Here is a 17,301-nt window from a genome sequence, read left to right as displayed (position 1 = left end):
ACCTCACCGGAGGGAAACCGGCCACCGGCCTTCCGTTCGGCGGTTGTTCACGGCTCACCGCCAGGGTCGGGGATCGCGCCCCGGGGGTTCGAGGCCCCCGGGACCGGGGATCCCAGGTCCGTGGCGGGGGCCGGGGGTACCGGAACCTTCCCCTGGGGCGGTCGGCCGGTCCCGGCGTCCCGGCCGGAAGCGCACGCCGCCCGGCAGTTCACGGCACCACGCACCACGCACCGCAGGACGTCACGCCGCACCACCGCTCACCGTACGGCCACGCGCCGCACCGCCTTTCAGCCCTCAGCCGCTCCGCCGCTCCGCCGTCCACCACCGGTCGGCCGCACCCAGGCACCACCCGCTCGTTGACCGCACCGCGCAGGCGAACAGACACACGAGCACAAGCACACAAGCACACAGGCACATCAGGCACATCAGGCACACAGGCGCACGAGCACAGGCCGCACCGCACCACCCGACACCGCCGACTCCCTGGGAGCATCCGATGAAGGACCGGAACGTGTACAGCGACAGCGACGGCGACGCCACGCCCCTGGGGCGGCGCGGGCTGCTGCGGGCCTCCGCCGCGACGGGCGCCGCCGCCGCTCTGACGGCGACGGGCGCCGCGTCCCCCGCTTCGGCGGCCGGCGCCCCCGGCGGGGCGGGCGCCGCTGCCGGCGCCGCCTCCGGGGACACCGGGCGGGACGGCGCGGAGACGAGAACGCTCCGGGGCCGGCTGGAACCCGGGGCGCCCGACTACGTCTACGTCCCGGTGGAGGTCCCCGAGGGCATCCGCGAGCTCGCCGTCTCGTACCGCTACGACAAGCCGTCGGTCCCCGCCGGCACCCCCGGCAACGCCCTCGACATCGGCATCTTCGACGAGCGCGGCACCGCACCCGGCGGCCGCGGTTTCCGGGGCTGGTCGGGCGGTTTCCGCACGGAGTTCGCGATCAGCGCGGAGCGGGCCACCCCGGGCTATCTGCCGGGCCCGGTGCGCTCCGGCACCTGGCAGGTGGTGCTCGCCCCGTACACCGTCGCGCCGCAGGGCCTGGAGTACGAGGTCACCGTCACGCTGCGGCCGGGCCCGCGGGGCGAGACGCCGCGGCCGGTGTATCCCCCGGGGCGGGCGAAGGGCCGTGGGCGGGCCTGGTACCGGGGCGACTGCCATCTGCACACCGTGCACTCGGACGGCCGGCGCACCCCGGCGGAGGTGGCCGCCGCCGCGCGGGCCGCGGGGCTGGACTTCATCACGACCACCGAGCACAACACCCACTCCGGCCACGCCGCCTGGGAGGGGCTGTGGGGCGACGATCTGCTGATCATGGCCGGTGAGGAGGTCACCACCCGCAACGGCCACGTCCTGGCCCTCGGCACCGACCCGGGGACCTTCATCGACTGGCGCTACCGTGCGCGCGACGGCGTCTTCGGCCGGTACGCCGCACGGATCCGGCGGGCCGGCGGTCTGGTGGTGCCCGCTCATCCGTACGCCACCTGCATCGGCTGCAACTGGAAGTTCGGCCTCGGCGAGGCGGACGCGCTGGAGGTCTGGAACGGCCCGTTCACCCCGGACGACGAGGTGACGATCGCCGCGTGGGACAACACCCTCGCCGCCGCCGCGCACACCCAGGGCGCGCCTCGCACGGACCCCGGCCCCGGCTCGCGTCCGGGCTCACGCCCCCGGCCGGCCGGTCCCGGCCGGCTGCCCGCGATCGGCAACAGCGACGCGCACCGCGAGGGCCAGGACGTCGGCCTGCCGCAGACCGTGGTGCTCGCCGAGGACCTGTCGCGGGAGGCGGTCCTGGACGGCATCCGGGCGGGCCGCTGCTGGATCGCGGAGTCCTCGGAGGTGGGGCTGTCCTTCTCGGTGACCGACGGCCGGGGCCGGCGCGCGGGCATCGGGGAGCGGCTGCGCGCCGCCCCGGACGCGGAGGTGACCGCCGCGCTGAAGGTCTCGGGCGCCCCGGGCTGCTCGGTGCGGTTCATCACCGATCAGGGGCAGCTGTACGCGGCGGAGCTGCCGGCCTCCGGCACCGGAACCGCCGAGTGGCGGACCACTCCCCGGTACGCCGCCTATGTACGGGCCGAGGTGCGGCACCCGGCGGCGGACGGCGGCGCCTCCGGGCTGCCGGGCCCGATGGCGGCCATGACGAACCCGGTGTTCCTCGGCCGGGACTGACCGCAGGGGGCGCACACGGCTGGGAGCCGGGACGGGCCGGGGGCGGACGGGAGGGCCGCCCCGGTCCGGCTGTGATCCCGCCCCGGCCGTGCTCCCGCCCCGGCCGTGCTCCCGGTCCGTCCGCGTTGCGCCGCGTTGCGCCACCTTGCGCCGCGTTCGTCCAAGTGGAGCATTAATGTGCATGACGCGGCCGGGGGCGGGCACCGGGTAGCGCATGAGTGCTCTGCGATGGATTGCCCGCCCCCTGTTGGCCTCTTTCTTCGTCTACAGCGGCGTCAACACGATCCGCAATGCCGAAGCCGTGGCCCCCGCCGCCGAGAACGTGGTCGGCCCGATCACCGAACGCCTCAACCTTCCCCTGGAGAACACCGAGCAGGCCGTACGGCTCAACAGCGCCGTCCACATCGCGGCCGGGACGCTGCTGGGGCTCGGGAAGTTCCCCCGGCTGTCCGCGCTGGCCCTCGCCGGCAGCCTGGTCCCGACGACACTGGCAGGACACCGGTTCTGGGAGGCCGAGGACCCCGAGGAGAAGTCCCGGCAGCAGATGCAGTTCCTGAAGAACGTGTCGCTGCTCGGCGGGCTGCTGGCCGCCGCGGCCGACATCGGCGACCGCCCCTCGCTGAACTGGCGTGCGCACCACGCCGCCCACACCGCCCGCCGCGAGATGAACCTGGTGCGTCGCACGGCCACGGCCGCCGGGAAGCGGCCGCGCGTCAAGCGGGTGGTTCCGGCGCTGCCGGTGAAGACCCGGGCCAAGGGCACGTCCCGGGGCACCGCCAAGGCCGCCGCGAAGACCCTGCGCGCCACCACCGCACCGGTGAAGACCGGGGCCACGGCCACGTCCGCCGCGGCCTCCAAGGCGGTGCGCGGCACGACCGCCACGGTGAAGCCGCAGGTGAAGGCCGCCTCGAAGGCCGCGTCCGCGACCGCCTCCCGTACCGCGTCGGCCGCGTCCGGCACGGCGTCCCGCACCGCCTCCGCCGCGTCCAAGGCGCTGAGCGGCGCGGCCACCGGCATGAAGGGCCGGCTCACGCCGGGCGGCACCACCCGCCGTACCGGGGCGCTGCGCGGCCTGCGCGAACGCGGGCCGCTCGCGTCCCGGACCTCCCGGACCTCGCGGGTCTCGTGGACCTCCCCGTTCTCCCGGTCCTCGCGCTCGTCCCGGGCGACGCTGCCGCCCCTGCCGTCGCTGCCGTCGCTGCCGTCCCGGACCTCGCGCTCCTCGCGCCCGTTCAAGCCGTCCGCGCCGTCGCGGAACGGCCACGGCGGCCGCGACGGGGTCGCGCGGATGGACCCGCAGGCGCTGCGGAAGCTCGTCGGCACCGGCCACTGACCCGGGCCCGGACCGCCGCCCCCGACCCGGCGGTTCGGGCACGGCCCCGGGGCCCGGGCCGTCAGCGCGGCTCCGGTCCGGCGCCGCCCGTCAGAGGCCCCCCGGGCCCGCGGACCGGCACCGCCCGGACCCAGGTGCCGTCCTCGGTGGCGTACGACTCCACGGCCAGTCCCGCCCCGGCGAGTGCCTCCTCGAACCGCCGCGGGGTCAGCGGGCGGGACAAGAACGTCTGGGTCCAGCGTGCGTCGGGGAAGTCGTACTCGCAGACGATCGCGTTCACGCCGGGGCCGGCCGGCTCGGCCGAGACGACGCGGACGACGCCCCCGCCGGCGATCCGCCGCTCCCGGGGCACCCGCGTGTGCGCGTCCGCCGGCTCCCGCTGGATCAGCACGACCCCGTCCTCCGCCACATGGCGCCGGCAGGTGTCCAGCAACCCCTGCCGCACCGCCGGATCCCCCGCGTGGACCAGGTACGAGGCCAGCATCACCACGCCGAACCGGGTCCCGAGGTCCAGTGTTTCGATCGGGGAGCACACCGTGCGCGCCCCCCGTACCCGCTCCAGCATCTCGGGCGACTCGTCCACGGCGGTGACGGTGAACCCGCGGTCCAGCAGGGCGTGCGTCACCCGGCCCGCTCCGCAGCCCAGTTCGAGGATGTGGGCCCCGGCGGGCACCAGCCGCTCGACGACATCCGGCTCGTCCCCGGCCGGCAGCCGCTCGTAGAGCTCCACCGCGCAGCCGTCCGGGGTGATCGCCCCGGGGCCCGTCCCGTCGTATCCCGCGCGCCTGCGCCGTCGTCCGGTCTCCGCCATGGCGCCATCCCACCGCGGCCACCGCCGGTTGTCGATGCGCCCGCCGGTCCCGTTGAGCAGGGGGCGGGCTCGCCCGTGGCCGAATTCGCACGGTGGCGCCCGGCCGGTCTCCTCCCCCAGAGTGTGGTCAACCGGAAGTTAACGTACCGCTGTTCGCACACCCGCCATCTCACCCCGGGCCACGAACCGGACACGACTCGTGACAGGCTGGCCCGACCATGCGTCAGGTGTACGAACTCCCGGTGCCTGTACGAGCCTTGTGGAGACCTGACGCCTCTACTGACGCCGGAGTCACGAGCAAGGCAAACTGACCTGTGCGCGGGACAACTCTGACAGCAGGGGGAAGCGATGGACGGTGACAGCGGAACGGGCACCCTGCGCTTCACGGTGCTCGGTCCCGTACGGGCGTGGCGCGGGGAGGAGCAGTTGTCCACCGGCTCTCCCCAGCAACGCGCCCTGCTCGCCGCCCTGTTGCTGCGCCGCGGCCGCACCGCCACCGCATCCGAGCTGGTCGACGCCCTGTGGGGTGAGGAGCCGCCGGACGCGGCGCTCGCCGCACTCCGCACCTACGCCTCCCGGCTGCGCAAGTCGTTCGGGCAGGAGGCCGGAACCACCCTCGTGACCGAGTCCGGCGGTTACGCGATCCGGGTCGGCCCCGGCGGGCTCGACGTGACCCTCGCCGAGGAGTACGCCCAGAAGGCCGACAAGGCCCGGCACAACGGCGACCGCCGCTCGGCCCGCGACCTGCTCGCCGCCGCGCTCGACCTGTGGGACGGCGAGCCGCTGGCCGGGCTCCCCGGCCCGTACGCCGAGAGCCAGCGGAGCCGGCTCGCCGAGTGGCGGCTCCAGCTCCTGGAGTACCGCATCGACCTCGATCTGGACGCCGGGCACCACACCGAGGTGATCTCCGAGCTGACCGCCCTCACCGCCGACCACCCGCTGCGCGAACGCCTGCGCGCCCAGCTCATGCTCGCGCTCTACCGCAGCGGCCGGCAGGCGGAGGCCCTCGCCGTCTACGCCGACACCCGGCGGCTGCTCGCCGAGGAGCTGGGCGTCGACCCGTCCGGTGAGCTCCGCGATCTCCACCAGGGCATCCTGGAGGCCGACGCCGGGCTGGCCGCCCCCGCCGACGGCGACGGCCTGCCGGGCGATGCGGCGCCCTCCGTGGTCCGCCCCGCCCAACTGCCCGCGTCGGTGCCCGACTTCACCGGCCGCACCGCTTTCGTCGGCGAGCTGAGCGAGCAACTGGCCACCGCCGAGGGCCGGATCATGGCGGTGTCGGCGGTCGCGGGCATCGGCGGCGTCGGCAAGACGACCCTCGCCGTCCACGTCGCCCACGCCGCCCGCGAGCGCTTCCCCGACGGCCAGCTCTACATCGACCTGCAGGGCGCCGGCCCGCGCCCGGCCGAGCCGGACGCCGTCCTCGGCTCCTTCCTGCGCGCCCTGGGCTGCACGGACTCCGCCATCCCGGACTCCCTCGACGAGCGCTCCGCGCTGTACCGCTCGGTGCTGGACGGCCGCCGGGTGCTCGTCCTGCTGGACAACGCCCGCGACGCCGCCCAGGTCCGGCCGCTGCTGCCGGGCACCGAGGGCTGCGCCGCGCTGATCACCAGCCGGATGCGGATGGTGGACCTGGCGGGGGCACACCTGGTGGACCTGGACGTGATGAGCCCGGAGGAGGCCCTCCAGCTCTTCACCAAGATCGTCGGTACGGAGCGGGTCGCGGCCGAGCGGAAGGCCGCCCTCGACGTGGTCGCCGCCTGCGGCTTCCTGCCCCTCGCCATCCGCATCGCCGCCTCCCGCCTCGCCTCCCGCCGCACCTGGACGGTCTCCGTCCTCGCCGAGAAGCTGGGCGACGAGCGGCGCCGGCTGGACGAACTCCAGGCCGGCGACCTGGCCGTCAAGGCCACCTTCGAACTCGGCTACAGCCAGCTCGAACCCCAGCAGGCCCGCGCCTTCCGCCTGCTCGGCCTGGCCGACGGCCCGGACATCTCCCTGGCGGCGTCCGCCGCGATGCTCGACCTCGACCCGTACGAGACGGAGGAGCTGCTGGAGTCCCTGGTCGACACCTCGCTGCTCGAATCCGCCGCCCCGGGCCGCTACCGCTTCCACGACCTGGTCCGCCTCTACGCGCGTGCGTGCGCCGAACGCGACGAACACCCGCCGACGGAGCGCGAGGCGGCACTGTCGCGGCTGCTGGACTTCTACCTGGCGACGGCGGCCCAGGTGTACGCGCTGGAGCGGCCCGGGGACCGGCTGCCGGACCATGTGGCGCCCACCTCCGGCCGCGCCCTGGCGTTCGCCGACCGCGAGTCCGCCCTGGAGTGGCTGTTCTCGGAAGCCCGTTGCCTGCTGGCCTGCGCCCACCAGTCCACGGGTGAGGCTCTGCTGCGGCGGGCAGCGGATCTGCTGATGGTCGCCAAGGACCTGGGCGAGTCGGGAGCCGACTCCCGGGCCTACGAGCAGGCGACCCTCGCGCTGCAGGAGGCGGCGCAGGAGACCGGCGACCGGCAGGCCGAGGGCCGGGCGAGGGTGTCGCTGGCCAACGTGTACAACCTCGCGGGGCGCTTCGCCGACGCCGAGGAGCAGGCGCGGCTGGCCATGGAGGCCGGAGACTCCGTGGGCGATCCCGTCTCCTCGGCCTTCGCCCGGAACGACCGCGGGCTCGCCGCGGCCTATCAGTCCCGGTACGAGGACGCCGAGACCTATCTCCAGCAGTCGCTGGACCTCTTCCTCGCCGACGGCAACCAGCAGTCCGCGGCCAGCGCGCTCAGCAACCTCTCCCGCACGCATCTGCTGACCGACCGGGTCGGCAGCGCCGTGGCGCTGGCCGAGCAGGCCGTCGCCACCTATCGCGAGCTGGGGGTGGCCATGCGCCTGGCCAACGGCAAGTACGCCCTGGGCCTCGCGCTGGCCCGGGCCGGACGGGCCGAGCAGGCACACCAGGAGCTGACCGAAGCACTCGCCATCTTCCGTGCCAGCCGGCAGCGGCTCTGGGAGGGCATGACGCATTTCCGGCTGGCGGAACTGCAATTGGCGGCCGGCAAGCCGGCGCAGGCGGCAAGCCTGGCCGAGCAGGCCCTCTCGGTCCTGCGCGGCATCGGCGGTGAATGGCGGCGGGCCAACGCCCTCACCATGCTCGGGCGTGCCCTGAACGGCATCGGGCAGCTCGACCGGGCACGGGTCTGCTGGCAGGAAGCCCTGGCGGTCTACGACCAGCTCGGCTCCCCCGAGGCCGCCGAGGTCCGCGCCCTGATCCAGCCGCTCAGCACGGCGGCATGAGCACGGGTCAGGGCGGTGCAGCGGACGTTTATCGATCGTTCATCGGCTCCAGCGATGCTTGATGCATGCCGGATCGCCGCAACGGGGGGCAGGCGGTCCGGTCAGGTAGCCCCACCCCGCCAGGGGTGAGCGGCCCTGAGAACCCGTCCGGCAACCGTCGGGGGAGTTGCCGGACGGGTCACTTCGGCCCCTGGCTACGGACGAACGGAGTGATCGCCATGACCGTGGAGAAGACACCGAAGAAGAAGCCGGGCGACTCCAAGCCGCTGGACGACCACATGACCGGCGGCGAGCTGAAGCCGCTGGACAACCACATGACCGGTGGTGGCGAACTCACCACCCAGGACAACCACATGACCGGGGACGACAACGATTAGACCCCGCACAGGGGATATCCGGGGGAACGGCCGCGGCGGCGCGGAGGGGGAGCCGCCGCGGCCGCCGCGTGTCATGGATTCTTTTCGGAATGGTCTCTTTCTTTGGTCATCCTTCGCAAGATTTTGGCCAAGACCACAGCATTTCCGTCACGGACTCCATAGATTCGGGCAAGAAACGCGTTGCCACCCTGGAATGAGGAGAAGAAATGAAGCACATGAAGAGGCTGTTGGCGGCCTGTGCCGCAGTGGCCGCCCTGGCCCTTGTCCCCGCGGCGCCCGCAGTGGCCGACAGTCACGCCACGGGTGGCACCGAGACCCCCCTGGACAGCCATCTCACCGTTTTCCCCACTCCCTGACCGCTGATTCCCGTGAACCCGAGAGGGCCGAGCCACGACGGCTCGGCCCTCTCCGGCGTCCAGGGGCGGCAGCCCGGATCAGACGCTGCTGCGGCTCGCCCGGCGGACCTCGCACTTGGTGACCTCGGAGCCGTCGCCGGTGCCGGTGTACGGGGTGGTGGCCTCCGTGGTGCCGGTCCGGCCGGAGGTGACCGGGAAGTCGTCGACCCGGGCGGTGCCGGCCGTGACGCCGCTCGTCTCCTTGAAGACGACCGTGATGTCGTACTCGTAGTCCAGCGAGCCGGCGGTGTTGTCGACGCGCAGCGTGGCGGTCATGTTCTTGCCGGAGGCGTCGAAGCCGCAGGTGTCGATGGTGATGTCCCGCAGGGCGGAGTTGCGGCTGCCGCTGGTGCCGCCGCTGCCGCTGCTGCCGCCCGAGGACGAGGAACCGCTGTCCCCGTAGGAACCGCCGCTGCTGCTGTGCGAGCCGCTGCCGCTGTCGTCGTCGCAGCCGCCACCGCTTTTGGAGCCGCGCGCTCCGGTCAGGGTGACGAGCACGAGCGCGCAGACGGCAACGGTCCGGACATGACGAAGCTTCACGCTGCAAACCCCCGTTTGACGGGCACGCCGTGGTGGGCATGCCGTGGTGAACATGGCCGGAACCCGGCCGAGTTGATGAGTGCACGCCACGCTAGCAAGGGACTCACGGGCCGGGAGAACGATCCTGTCCGCAGGCCGTCACAGCCTTGTCACAGGGGCGGAGAGCGCTCAACCCGACGCCGAATCAGGAAGGTTGGCGCCTCCGGCACCGGCCGGGACGGGCCCGCGCCGAGCCCGGGCGGGCGGCCGGATCACGTCGGTCCACCGCGGGTCACCGCGAATCCACCGCGGATCGCCGCCGGTCCACCGCGGCGCCGCTCAGCGCTGCGGCGGCCTCGCCAGCCCCGTCCCCTTGAGCGCGTCCAGCGCGTACACGCAGCGGTCCTTGCTGCAGGCGTAGACGACGCCGTTCGCCGCCACCGGCGCCCCGGTGATCTCCCCGCCGGTCGCCAGCTTCCAGCGCAGCGCACCGCCGCCCGCGTCCAGCGTGTACAGGCAGTGGTCCGCCGAGCCGAAGTGCACCCGGCCGTCGGCCACCACCGGCGCCCCGATGACCTCGCCCTGGGCCGCGAACCGCCACTTGGGGGCGCCGGTGACCGCGTCGAGCGTGTAGAGCGCGCTGCCGCTGCCCACATGGAGCGCGCCGCCGGCGGCCAGCACCGGGGCGGTGGACTGCCGGGCCTCGGTGGCGATCCGCCACCGGTCGCGCCCGTCCGCCGCGTCGAGGGCGTAGACCGTGCCGAGGTAGTCCGCGACGTACACCCCGCCGCCGGTGATCGCCGGGCCCGGCGCGAAGGCGGGCGGGGCGAGGAAGGCCGCGGGGGCCTCGAAGCGCCACCGCACCTCGCCCCGCGCGATGTCGACCGCCAGGACGCGCGTACCGGCGCAGATGTAGACGACGCCGTCGGGCGCGGGCAGCAGCCGCACCGGCACCCCGCCGCAGGAGGCCGCGTCACCGACCGGGTAGGACCACCGTTCGACGCCGGTACGGGCCTCCAGGGCGCGCAGCCGCGCGTCGGACCACACGTAGACCACGCCGCCGTGGATGACGGGCCCGGCCTCCGGGGTCTCGAAGTCGCTCTGCGCGCCGGTCAGTTCCCACAGCCGCTCGCCGCTCGCGGCCTCCCACGCCTGGACGCCGCCGCCGCGCGTGGCGGTGACGACGGTGCCGTGGTCCGTCTTGAGCGTGTACGCCCAGCCGTCGGTGGGGGCGCGCCACAGCTCGGTGCCGTTCTTGGCGTCGAGGGCGTAGAGGGTCGGCCCGTCGGAGGCGTGGATGCGGCCGTCGGCCACATCCATCGACCAGGCGACCTCGCGGGTCTTGAACTGGCGGCGCCCGGTGGCCACATCGAGGGCGTGCACCTCGAAGGAGGTGACGTACAGCAGGTCGTCCACGACGACCGGCGTGCCCCAGACGTCGTTCGACATCCGGAACCGCCAGGGGCGCCAGTGCCCGTCGGCCGCGGCCTGCTCCGGGCCGCCCGGCCCCTGCTGCGGCGGTACGCCGGCGGGCGCGGCGGGCGGCGGGCCCGGCGGTACGGGGGGCGCGGCGGCGGGCGGGGCGGGAATCCCGTTCGGCGGCCGCACCCAGCCGGTGGCGGGGCCGGCGTCGGCCCGCGCCTGCGGGTCGCGCGCGTCGGCGCGGGGGCCCGGCCCGATCGGCACCGGCGAACCGGCGAGCCGTACGGCGCCGTCACCGCCGCCGCCACCGCCGTACGCGGCGGCGTGCCGTCCGGAACCGCCCGGGTGCGCGCCGCCGGGCGGGGCGTGGGAGGGCGGAGGAGGCGCGCCGTCCGGCCGCGCACCGCGCGGGTCGCCGGAGGCCCGGCCGACGGCGGCGGGGCCGCCCGGGCCGACGGGGATGTCGCCGAGCCGTGCGGCGGGCGCGGCCTGCGCCCCCGGTCCGCCGCGCGGGTCGTCCGCGGCACCGTCCCGCCGGCCGACGCCGGGCTGCTGCCCGGGGAGCCGCGAGGGCCGGTCCTGCGCGGGCTCCGCGCCGCGGCCGGCGCCCCGGCCGTGGTGCCGGGCGCCGCCGCCGGCGTTCCCGGCGGCCGGGGTCCGTCCGCCGCGCCGCTGTTCGATCAGGGAGACGGCCTGCGCGGGCAGCCAGGCCGAGGCCGTGCCGCTGTCGTCGCTGCCGGAGGCGAAGAGGTGCGGGGCGAGCTGCGACTGGAGGTCGGCCGGGCTGGGCCGCCGGTCGATCTCGGTCTGCATGCAGGACTCGATGAGCGGCCGCAGGTCGTCCGGCAGCCCCTCCAGGTCGGGCTCCTCGCGGAGCAGCATGAAGACGGTCTCGACGGGGTTGGCCCCGTGGTACGGCGCGTGGCCGGTGGCGGCGAAGACGAGCATGGAGCCCAGGGAGAAGATGTCGCTCGCGCCGGTGACACTGCGGGAGTCCCGGGCCTGCTCCGGCGACATGTAGGCGGGGGTGCCGACGGCCACGTTGGTCATCGTCAGCCGGGTGTTGGAGGCCCCGGAGGCGATACCGAAGTCGATGACCCGCGGGCCGTCCTCGACGACCAGCACGTTCGACGGCTTCAGATCGCGGTGCACGAGCCCGGCCCCGTGGATGGACTGCAGGGCCTCCGCGACCCCGGCGGCCAGCCAGCGCACGGCCTGCGTCGGCAACGGGCCGCACTCCCCCACGATCTCCTCCAGGGAGGGCGCCGGCACATAGGCGGTGGCGAGCCAGGGCACGGCCGCGTGCGGGTCGGCGTCCACGACCGCCGCCGTGTAGAAGCCGCTGACCGCGCGCGCCGCCTCCACCTCGCGGGTGAAACGCACCCGGAACAGCTGGTCCTCGGCGAGCTCCGTGCGCACCGTCTTGATCGCGACGCGCCGGCCGGACGCCGAACGGGCGAGATAGACCAGCCCCATGCCGCCGGCGCCGAGCCGTCCGAGAACCTCGAACGGGCCGATCCGTCTCGGATCGTGCTGCGTCAGCTGCTCCGCCACTTGCCTGCCACCTCCCCGTCAGGGCTCGAAGTCGTCCGGCCCCGTGCAGCGTCTCACCGGGAACGGACCCGGGGTACGCACCCTGATTCTTCCTGCCGGACGCGGAGGTTGCGAACCCGGGGCCGAATCGGGGTGTCACACCGCGAATCACTGCGTTCCGCCGCGCCGTTGCCGGTACGGCGCCGCCGTGACAGTGGCCGGTGAGAGGCCGTCGGGCCGCCCGGAACGACACTGTACGCACAGGTCAGCGGGTGACCGGCGGAACGCCCGGGGTTACCGGTGGAACGCCCGGGCTCCCGGCACGGCTTCTCGGCGGCTTCCGTCCCAACTGCCGTACGGGGTCCCGCACCGGGTCCCGTCCCGGGCTCCGGCCGGACGCCGCCGTGGTGTCGGTCACGCGGGCCCTCGTCATGACCTCTCTTACGCTTCGGGGCCCGCTTCCGGCTCAGTGAGGGCGATGACGGCGAAACTCGCGCCCTGGTCGTCGACGACCGTGGCGATCCGGCCGTACGGGGTGTCCATCGGCCCGAACACGCACCGGCCGCCGAGACGGGAGACGGTCCGCACCGCCTCGTCGCAGTCCCCGACGGCGAAGTACACCAGGAAGTAGGGCGGCATCTCGGCGGGGAAACGGCTGTCCATGACGCACCGTCCGCCGACCGCCGTCTCCTCGTTCGCCGGCTTCCCGGCCGGTGACCAGATGGCGAACTCCAGGTCGTCCCCGGTGTCGATGTCCTCGATGCCGTAGCCGAACACCCGCTCGTAGAAGGGGTCCACGGCCTCCTTGTCCCGGGTGTACATCTCCATCCAGGCATAGGAACCGGGCCGGCCCTGGTGGGCGAACCCGGCGTGCTCGCCGGCCTGCCAGAAGCCGAAGACGGCGCCGCCCGGATCGGCCGCCTGCCCCATCACCCCGAGGTCGCCGACGGCCATCGGCCCCGTGATCACCTGTCCGCCGGCTTCGCGCACCTTGCCGGCGACGGCGGCCGCGTCGGCGGTGGCCAGATAGATCCCCCAGGCGGTGGGCATCCGGCCGTCCGTCTTGGGGACGAGGGCGGCGACCGCCCCGCCGTCGAGACGGGCCTCGGTGTAACGGCCGAAGCGCTCCTCGGAGGGGCCGAAGGTCCAGCCGAAGAGTCCCCCGTAGAAACGCTTCCCGGCCTCCAGATCGGGCAGCATCGCGTCCGCCCAGCAGGGCACGCCCTCCGCGAATGGCGCCATGATGCCGATACCTCCCGTATCCGGTGATCCGCTGCGATACCGCCCGGTCCAGGCTATCCGCGGCCCGCCCGTCACGCCCGGCGAGACGGGCGGGCCGGGAGGTGCGCGGAAAGGCCCGGACCGCTGTCCACAGGCTGTGGACAACGCGCCTCCCGTGCGCCTCTCACCGGTACGGAGCAACCGCCGCCGACCGGTGAAACCCCCGGACAGAGCGGATGCGGGCCGCTCCGGGGCCGCCCCCCGTTTGCCCGCGGCCAGATCGCGTTCCGATCACCCGTCGGTAAGCTGACGACATGACAGGACAAGTTCGCACCGTCGACGGGCGGGTGGCCGGACGCCGTGGACAGGCGACGCGCCAGAAGCTCCTCGACTGTCTCAGCGAGATGCTCAAGTCGTCTCCGTACCGGGACGTCAAGGTCATCGACGTCGCCCGGAAGGCGGGCACCTCGCCCGCGACCTTCTACCAGTACTTCCCCGATGTCGAGGGCGCCGTGCTGGAGCTCGCCGAGGAAGTGGCCCAGGAGGGCACCGGCAGCCTGACCGGGCTGGTGGCGGGCCGGTCGTGGGCCGGGAAATCCGGCCGCCAGACGGCGGAGCAGCTCGTCGACGGCTTCCTCACCTTCTGGCGAAGAAACGACGCCATCCTCCGCGTCATCGATCTGGGGGCGGCCGAGGGCGACAAGCGGTTCAACAAGATCCGCATGAAGATCCTCAACTCGGTCACCGGCTCCCTGACGGAGACCGTCAAGGACCTCCAGGCCAAGGGCCGGATCGACCAGGACGTCAGCGCGGCCGCCATGGCCGGTTCGGTAGTCATGATGCTGGCCGCGGTCGCCTCGCACCAGAAGGGCTTCTCCGGCTGGGGCGTCAAGCAGAACGAGCTGAAGCCGAATCTGACGGTCCTGGTGCACCTGGGCATCACGGGCAAGAAGCCCGCGAAGTAGCGCCCCGTACGGCACACCGCACCGGAGCCGGCCGCGCCGGCGCGTCTCCCCGGGCGGCACGTCTCCCGCCGCCGGGCCTTCCCCCGGTCCCGCACCGGGCTCTTCACCCCCGGCCCCGCCACGGGACTCCTCCCCCTCTCCCGCAGCGCACCACCGGACTCATCCGGCAGTCATCCGGCCTCGCCACCTCTCCCTCTGCCGCAGGCCCAGCGGCCGCACCCTCGGCCGCACCGCCGCGACCGGTCTCCGGTGCGCTTCCGGTGCCGTCCCCGTGACCGATCCGCAACCGGATGGTGAAAACGGAACCGGGCCCTGTTGACCGACACACGTCAATGCACCGCTACGCTCACGGTCATGCCGGAAAACACCACTTCCCCCGTGTACGTCATAGGCGGCGGCCCCGGCGGGCTCGCCACGGCCGCGGCGCTGGCCGACCGCGGCATACGGGCCGTGGTGCTGGAGAAGGCGGACGCGGTCGCCGCCTCCTGGCGCGGGCACTACGACAGCCTGCGCCTGCACACCACCCGGCGGCTCTCCGCCCTGCCCGGCCTGGCCATCCCCCGCGCGTACGGACGCTGGCTCGCCCGGGACGACGTGATCCGCTATCTCGAGGAGTACGCGCGCCACCACCGGCTGGACGTCGTCACCGGCGTGGAGGTGTCCCGGATCGAGCGGACGGACTCCGGCTGGCTGCTGCACGCCACCGGCGGCCGCCGGCTGGCCGCGCGGGACGTCGTGATCGCCACGGGCTTCAATCACACCCCGTACCTCCCGGACTGGGAGGGCCGCGACGGCTACACCGGCGAACTGCTGCACGCCCGCGAGTACCGCAACGCCGAGCCGTACGCGGACCGGGACGTGCTGGTCGTCGGCAGCGGCAACACCGGCGCCGACATCGCCGTCGACCTGGCCGGGGGCGGCGCCTCCCGGGTCCGGCTCGCCGTCCGCACCCCACCGCACATCGTGCGCCGCACCACGGCCGGCTGGCCCGCGCAGCGCACGGGCATCCTCTGCCGCCGCCTGCCGGCCGGCGCGGTGGACCGGGCGGCCCGCGGCCTCGCCCGGCTGTCGCTGCCGGACCTGGCCGGGTACGGGCTGCCGCGCCCGGAGACCGGGCTGTACTCGCGCGCCGTGGAGGGGGCGATCCCGGTGCAGGACACCGGGCTGATCGACGCGGTGCGCTCGCGGGCCGTGGAGCCGGTGGCCGCCGTGGCCTCGTTCGACCACGACAAGGTGGTCCTGGCCGACGGGTCCCGTATTTCCCCGGACGCGGTGATCGCGGCCACCGGTTACCGCCGCGGCCTGGAGACGCTGGTCGGCCATCTCGACGTCCTGGACGGCCGCGGCCGTCCCGTGGTCCACGGACCGCGCGCGGCGGCCGGGGCGCCCGGGCTCTACTTCACCGGCTACACCAACCCGATCAGCGGCATGCTCCGCGAACTGTCCCTCGACGCCCGCCGGATCGCCCGGCGGATAGCCAAGACCGCGGACCGGAGCTGACGGACCGGAGCTGACGGGCCAAGGACCAGGACTGAAGGGGCCGGCGACCGGCGGGCCGGACGGGACGCAGGCAGCCCGCGGCCCGGGCCGGCCGTCGCGGGGCACGGCGGCCGTGGCCCCGCGCCTCAGCTCCGTCGCCCCTCGGCCGTTTCCGCCGCCGAGCACTCCCGCACCTCCGTGGTGTTGCGGGTGCGCACGCCCGGCAGCCAGCCGTCGACGGGGACGACGGCTCCGCCGCCCGACACCAGATACCAGCGCCGTGACGTGATCCCGGCCTCGTCCCGGACCAGCCGGCCGTCGGCCACCACGCAGACCGCGGACACCCGGTCGCCGTGCCACACCCGGCCCGCACGGTTGTCCGGCGAGCCGTAGCTCCGGTACGGATCCTTGGCGAGGCCCAGCGCGCACTCCAGCGTGCGCAGCGGCCGGCAGGCCTCCTCGGCGTTGTGGACGGTGAGGGTCACCGCGGGCGGCCCGGCGAGGCGCCCGTCCCGGCCGTCGCCGCCGCTGCCGTCCGTGCCGCCCGGCGGACCGGCCAGCCACCAGGCGCCGAGGAGGACCAGGCTCACGACCACCGCGGCGGTCATGCCCGCCAGGAGCCGTGGGACCCGGCGCGGCGCGGCGGACGGCAGGCGGCGCGAGGCGCCACGCGACCGGCCGCCCGGCAGCCCGCGCGGGAGCCCGCGGGCCCGCCGGGGGGCGGTGGGTTCGGCGCGCGGCGCGGGTACGGCGGGCGGGCCCGAGCGGACCCGCTCCCAGAGGCCGGGCGGTGTTCCGAGGGCCTCGTCCACGGCCCGCAGCCGCTCGCGCAGCAGCAGGACGGTCTCCTCGTCCGGTTCGCGGCTCCTCACGGCGCCCCCTCCTTCTCCGATCCGGCCCGTTGGGGTGCGCGGACGAGCGTGCGCAGCTTGCCCAGCGCCCGTTCCCGGTGGCGGGCGGCGGTGCCCCGGTGGACGCGCAGGATCTCGGCGGCCTGGTCGATGGTGTAGCCGTCGAGGTCGACCAGGACGACCACGGCGGCCTGACGTGGCGTCAGACCGCGGAGCAGCCGCACCGTTTCGAGCCGCGCCTGGCGGTCGCCGACCCCGCCGTCCCACTCCTCCGCGCCGGTGACCCCGGCCTCCCGGTCCACGTCCCCCACCGGCACCTGCCGCCGGTCCCGCCGGTAGGTGTCGCGGGCGACGCTGACCAGGGCGCTGAACGCGTAGGCGTACGGCTCGGGATGGGCCAGGAACCGCTGCGGGCGGGCGGCCAGTTTGAGGTAGGCCTCGTGCACGATGTCCTCCGCCGACTGCCGGCCGCCCGCGATGAGGACGGCTCTCCGGTAGAGCCTGGGCAGCAGGGCGCAGAAGACGTCGTCGATCGGAGATCCCGCCGACGCGCCGGGCGTGTGGCTCACTGGCACCTACCTCCCCGGATTGCCGGACCGGGCGGGTAACTACCCGGGCACCCACGGTGGTTATCGCCACGGACGAGTGGTCCGCGGCTGCGGGGATTGACGCCTCGGCGGACCGTCTCCCCGCCGAGCGCCCCGGGGGCACGGTCCGGACCGGGAAGGCGCCAAGGGCCCGGGACGGCCCGGAGTCGCGGAAGAGGCGAGAACGGGGGAGCGGGGGGCCGGACAGGGGAGACGAGGGAGAGAGCGGGGAGGGGTGGGACCGGGAAGCGGTGGGGCGGGAGCACCGGCGGCGGGCGCCCCGGCGCGGGTCCCCGCGGACCGGCCGGCCGACGGTGCGCTGACGCGCACCCCGGGCCGGTACGGCGGGGACCACCACC

At 74.8% G+C, this 17,301-nt stretch carries 13 protein-coding genes; 7 read left to right on the top strand and 6 right to left on the bottom strand.

Annotated features, from left to right (window positions below; translation table 11 throughout):
- Nucleotides 1-496 precede the first annotated feature (496 nt).
- Together SXIN_RS17635 and SXIN_RS32270 are read left to right on the top strand one after the other, a co-directional pair.
- Nucleotides 497-2,167 carry a CehA/McbA family metallohydrolase gene (locus SXIN_RS17635; RefSeq protein WP_192883599.1) on the top strand — a complete coding sequence of 557 codons (1,671 nt, stop codon included), beginning with the start codon at nucleotides 497-499 and terminating at the stop codon, nucleotides 2,165-2,167.
- Between the two features lie 214 nt (nucleotides 2,168-2,381).
- Nucleotides 2,382-3,500 (top strand): DoxX family protein, encoded by a 1,119-nt coding sequence (locus SXIN_RS32270; protein ID WP_238153794.1) that lies wholly within the window; start codon nucleotides 2,382-2,384, stop codon nucleotides 3,498-3,500.
- A 61-nt stretch (nucleotides 3,501-3,561) separates the two neighbouring features.
- Here the strand turns inward: SXIN_RS32270 and SXIN_RS17625 are convergent, their stop codons facing one another.
- Nucleotides 3,562-4,311 carry a class I SAM-dependent methyltransferase gene (locus SXIN_RS17625; protein WP_095757210.1) on the bottom strand — a complete coding sequence of 250 codons (750 nt, stop codon included), beginning with the start codon at nucleotides 4,309-4,311 and terminating at the stop codon, nucleotides 3,562-3,564.
- A 348-nt stretch (nucleotides 4,312-4,659) separates the two neighbouring features.
- Here SXIN_RS17625 and afsR point away from each other — a divergent pair, with 348 nt between their 5' ends.
- From afsR to SXIN_RS31290, 3 genes are all read left to right on the top strand, one after another.
- Complete coding sequence (gene afsR / locus SXIN_RS17620; protein WP_019711891.1) at nucleotides 4,660-7,593, top strand: SARP-family global regulator AfsR; 2,934 nt, start codon at nucleotides 4,660-4,662, stop codon at nucleotides 7,591-7,593.
- Between the two features lie 218 nt (nucleotides 7,594-7,811).
- Nucleotides 7,812-7,970 carry a hypothetical protein gene (locus tag SXIN_RS31550; protein WP_167466229.1) on the top strand — a complete coding sequence of 53 codons (159 nt, stop codon included), beginning with the start codon at nucleotides 7,812-7,814 and terminating at the stop codon, nucleotides 7,968-7,970.
- A 206-nt stretch (nucleotides 7,971-8,176) separates the two neighbouring features.
- Nucleotides 8,177-8,326, top strand: coding sequence for a hypothetical protein (locus tag SXIN_RS31290; protein ID WP_019711893.1), 150 nt, complete (start codon nucleotides 8,177-8,179; stop codon nucleotides 8,324-8,326).
- A 78-nt stretch (nucleotides 8,327-8,404) separates the two neighbouring features.
- Here the strand turns inward: SXIN_RS31290 and SXIN_RS17615 are convergent, their stop codons facing one another.
- The 3 genes from SXIN_RS17615 to kbpA form a co-directional block, all read right to left on the bottom strand.
- Nucleotides 8,405-8,905, bottom strand: coding sequence for a hypothetical protein (locus SXIN_RS17615; RefSeq protein WP_039824523.1), 501 nt, complete (start codon nucleotides 8,903-8,905; stop codon nucleotides 8,405-8,407).
- Between the two features lie 318 nt (nucleotides 8,906-9,223).
- Entirely contained in the window at nucleotides 9,224-11,860 is a 2,637-nt protein-coding gene (gene afsK / locus SXIN_RS17610) for a protein serine/threonine kinase AfsK (protein ID WP_095757209.1), read from the bottom strand.
- A gap of 420 nt (nucleotides 11,861-12,280) precedes the next feature.
- Nucleotides 12,281-13,081, bottom strand: a complete 801-nt coding sequence (kbpA, locus tag SXIN_RS17605; protein WP_019711897.1) for an AfsK-binding protein KbpA — start codon at nucleotides 13,079-13,081, stop codon at nucleotides 12,281-12,283.
- Between the two features lie 293 nt (nucleotides 13,082-13,374).
- Here kbpA and SXIN_RS17600 point away from each other — a divergent pair, with 293 nt between their 5' ends.
- A complete protein-coding gene (locus tag SXIN_RS17600) occupies nucleotides 13,375-14,025 on the top strand; it encodes a TetR family transcriptional regulator (RefSeq protein ID WP_039824531.1) in 651 nt (216 codons plus the stop codon).
- Nucleotides 14,026-14,379: 354 nt separating this feature from the next.
- Entirely contained in the window at nucleotides 14,380-15,525 is a 1,146-nt protein-coding gene (locus SXIN_RS17595) for a flavin-containing monooxygenase (protein ID WP_095757208.1), read from the top strand.
- Between the two features lie 125 nt (nucleotides 15,526-15,650).
- Here SXIN_RS17595 and SXIN_RS17590 read toward each other — a convergent pair whose 3' ends face one another.
- Together SXIN_RS17590 and SXIN_RS17585 are read right to left on the bottom strand one after the other, a co-directional pair.
- Nucleotides 15,651-16,376, bottom strand: coding sequence for a hypothetical protein (locus tag SXIN_RS17590; RefSeq protein WP_095757207.1), 726 nt, complete (start codon nucleotides 16,374-16,376; stop codon nucleotides 15,651-15,653).
- Nucleotides 16,373-16,924: an RNA polymerase sigma factor gene (locus SXIN_RS17585; RefSeq protein WP_019706371.1), complete on the bottom strand. Its 552-nt coding sequence runs from the start codon at nucleotides 16,922-16,924 to the stop codon at nucleotides 16,373-16,375. The genes SXIN_RS17590 and SXIN_RS17585 overlap by 4 nt, the downstream gene beginning before the upstream one ends.
- Nucleotides 16,925-17,301: the final 377 nt, after the last annotated feature.

Origin of the sequence: Streptomyces xinghaiensis S187, assembly GCF_000220705.2 — a bacterium.
Classification (GTDB): Bacteria; Actinomycetota; Actinomycetes; order Streptomycetales; family Streptomycetaceae; genus Streptomyces; species Streptomyces xinghaiensis.
This window is presented reverse-complemented; position numbering and strand designations above follow the sequence as displayed.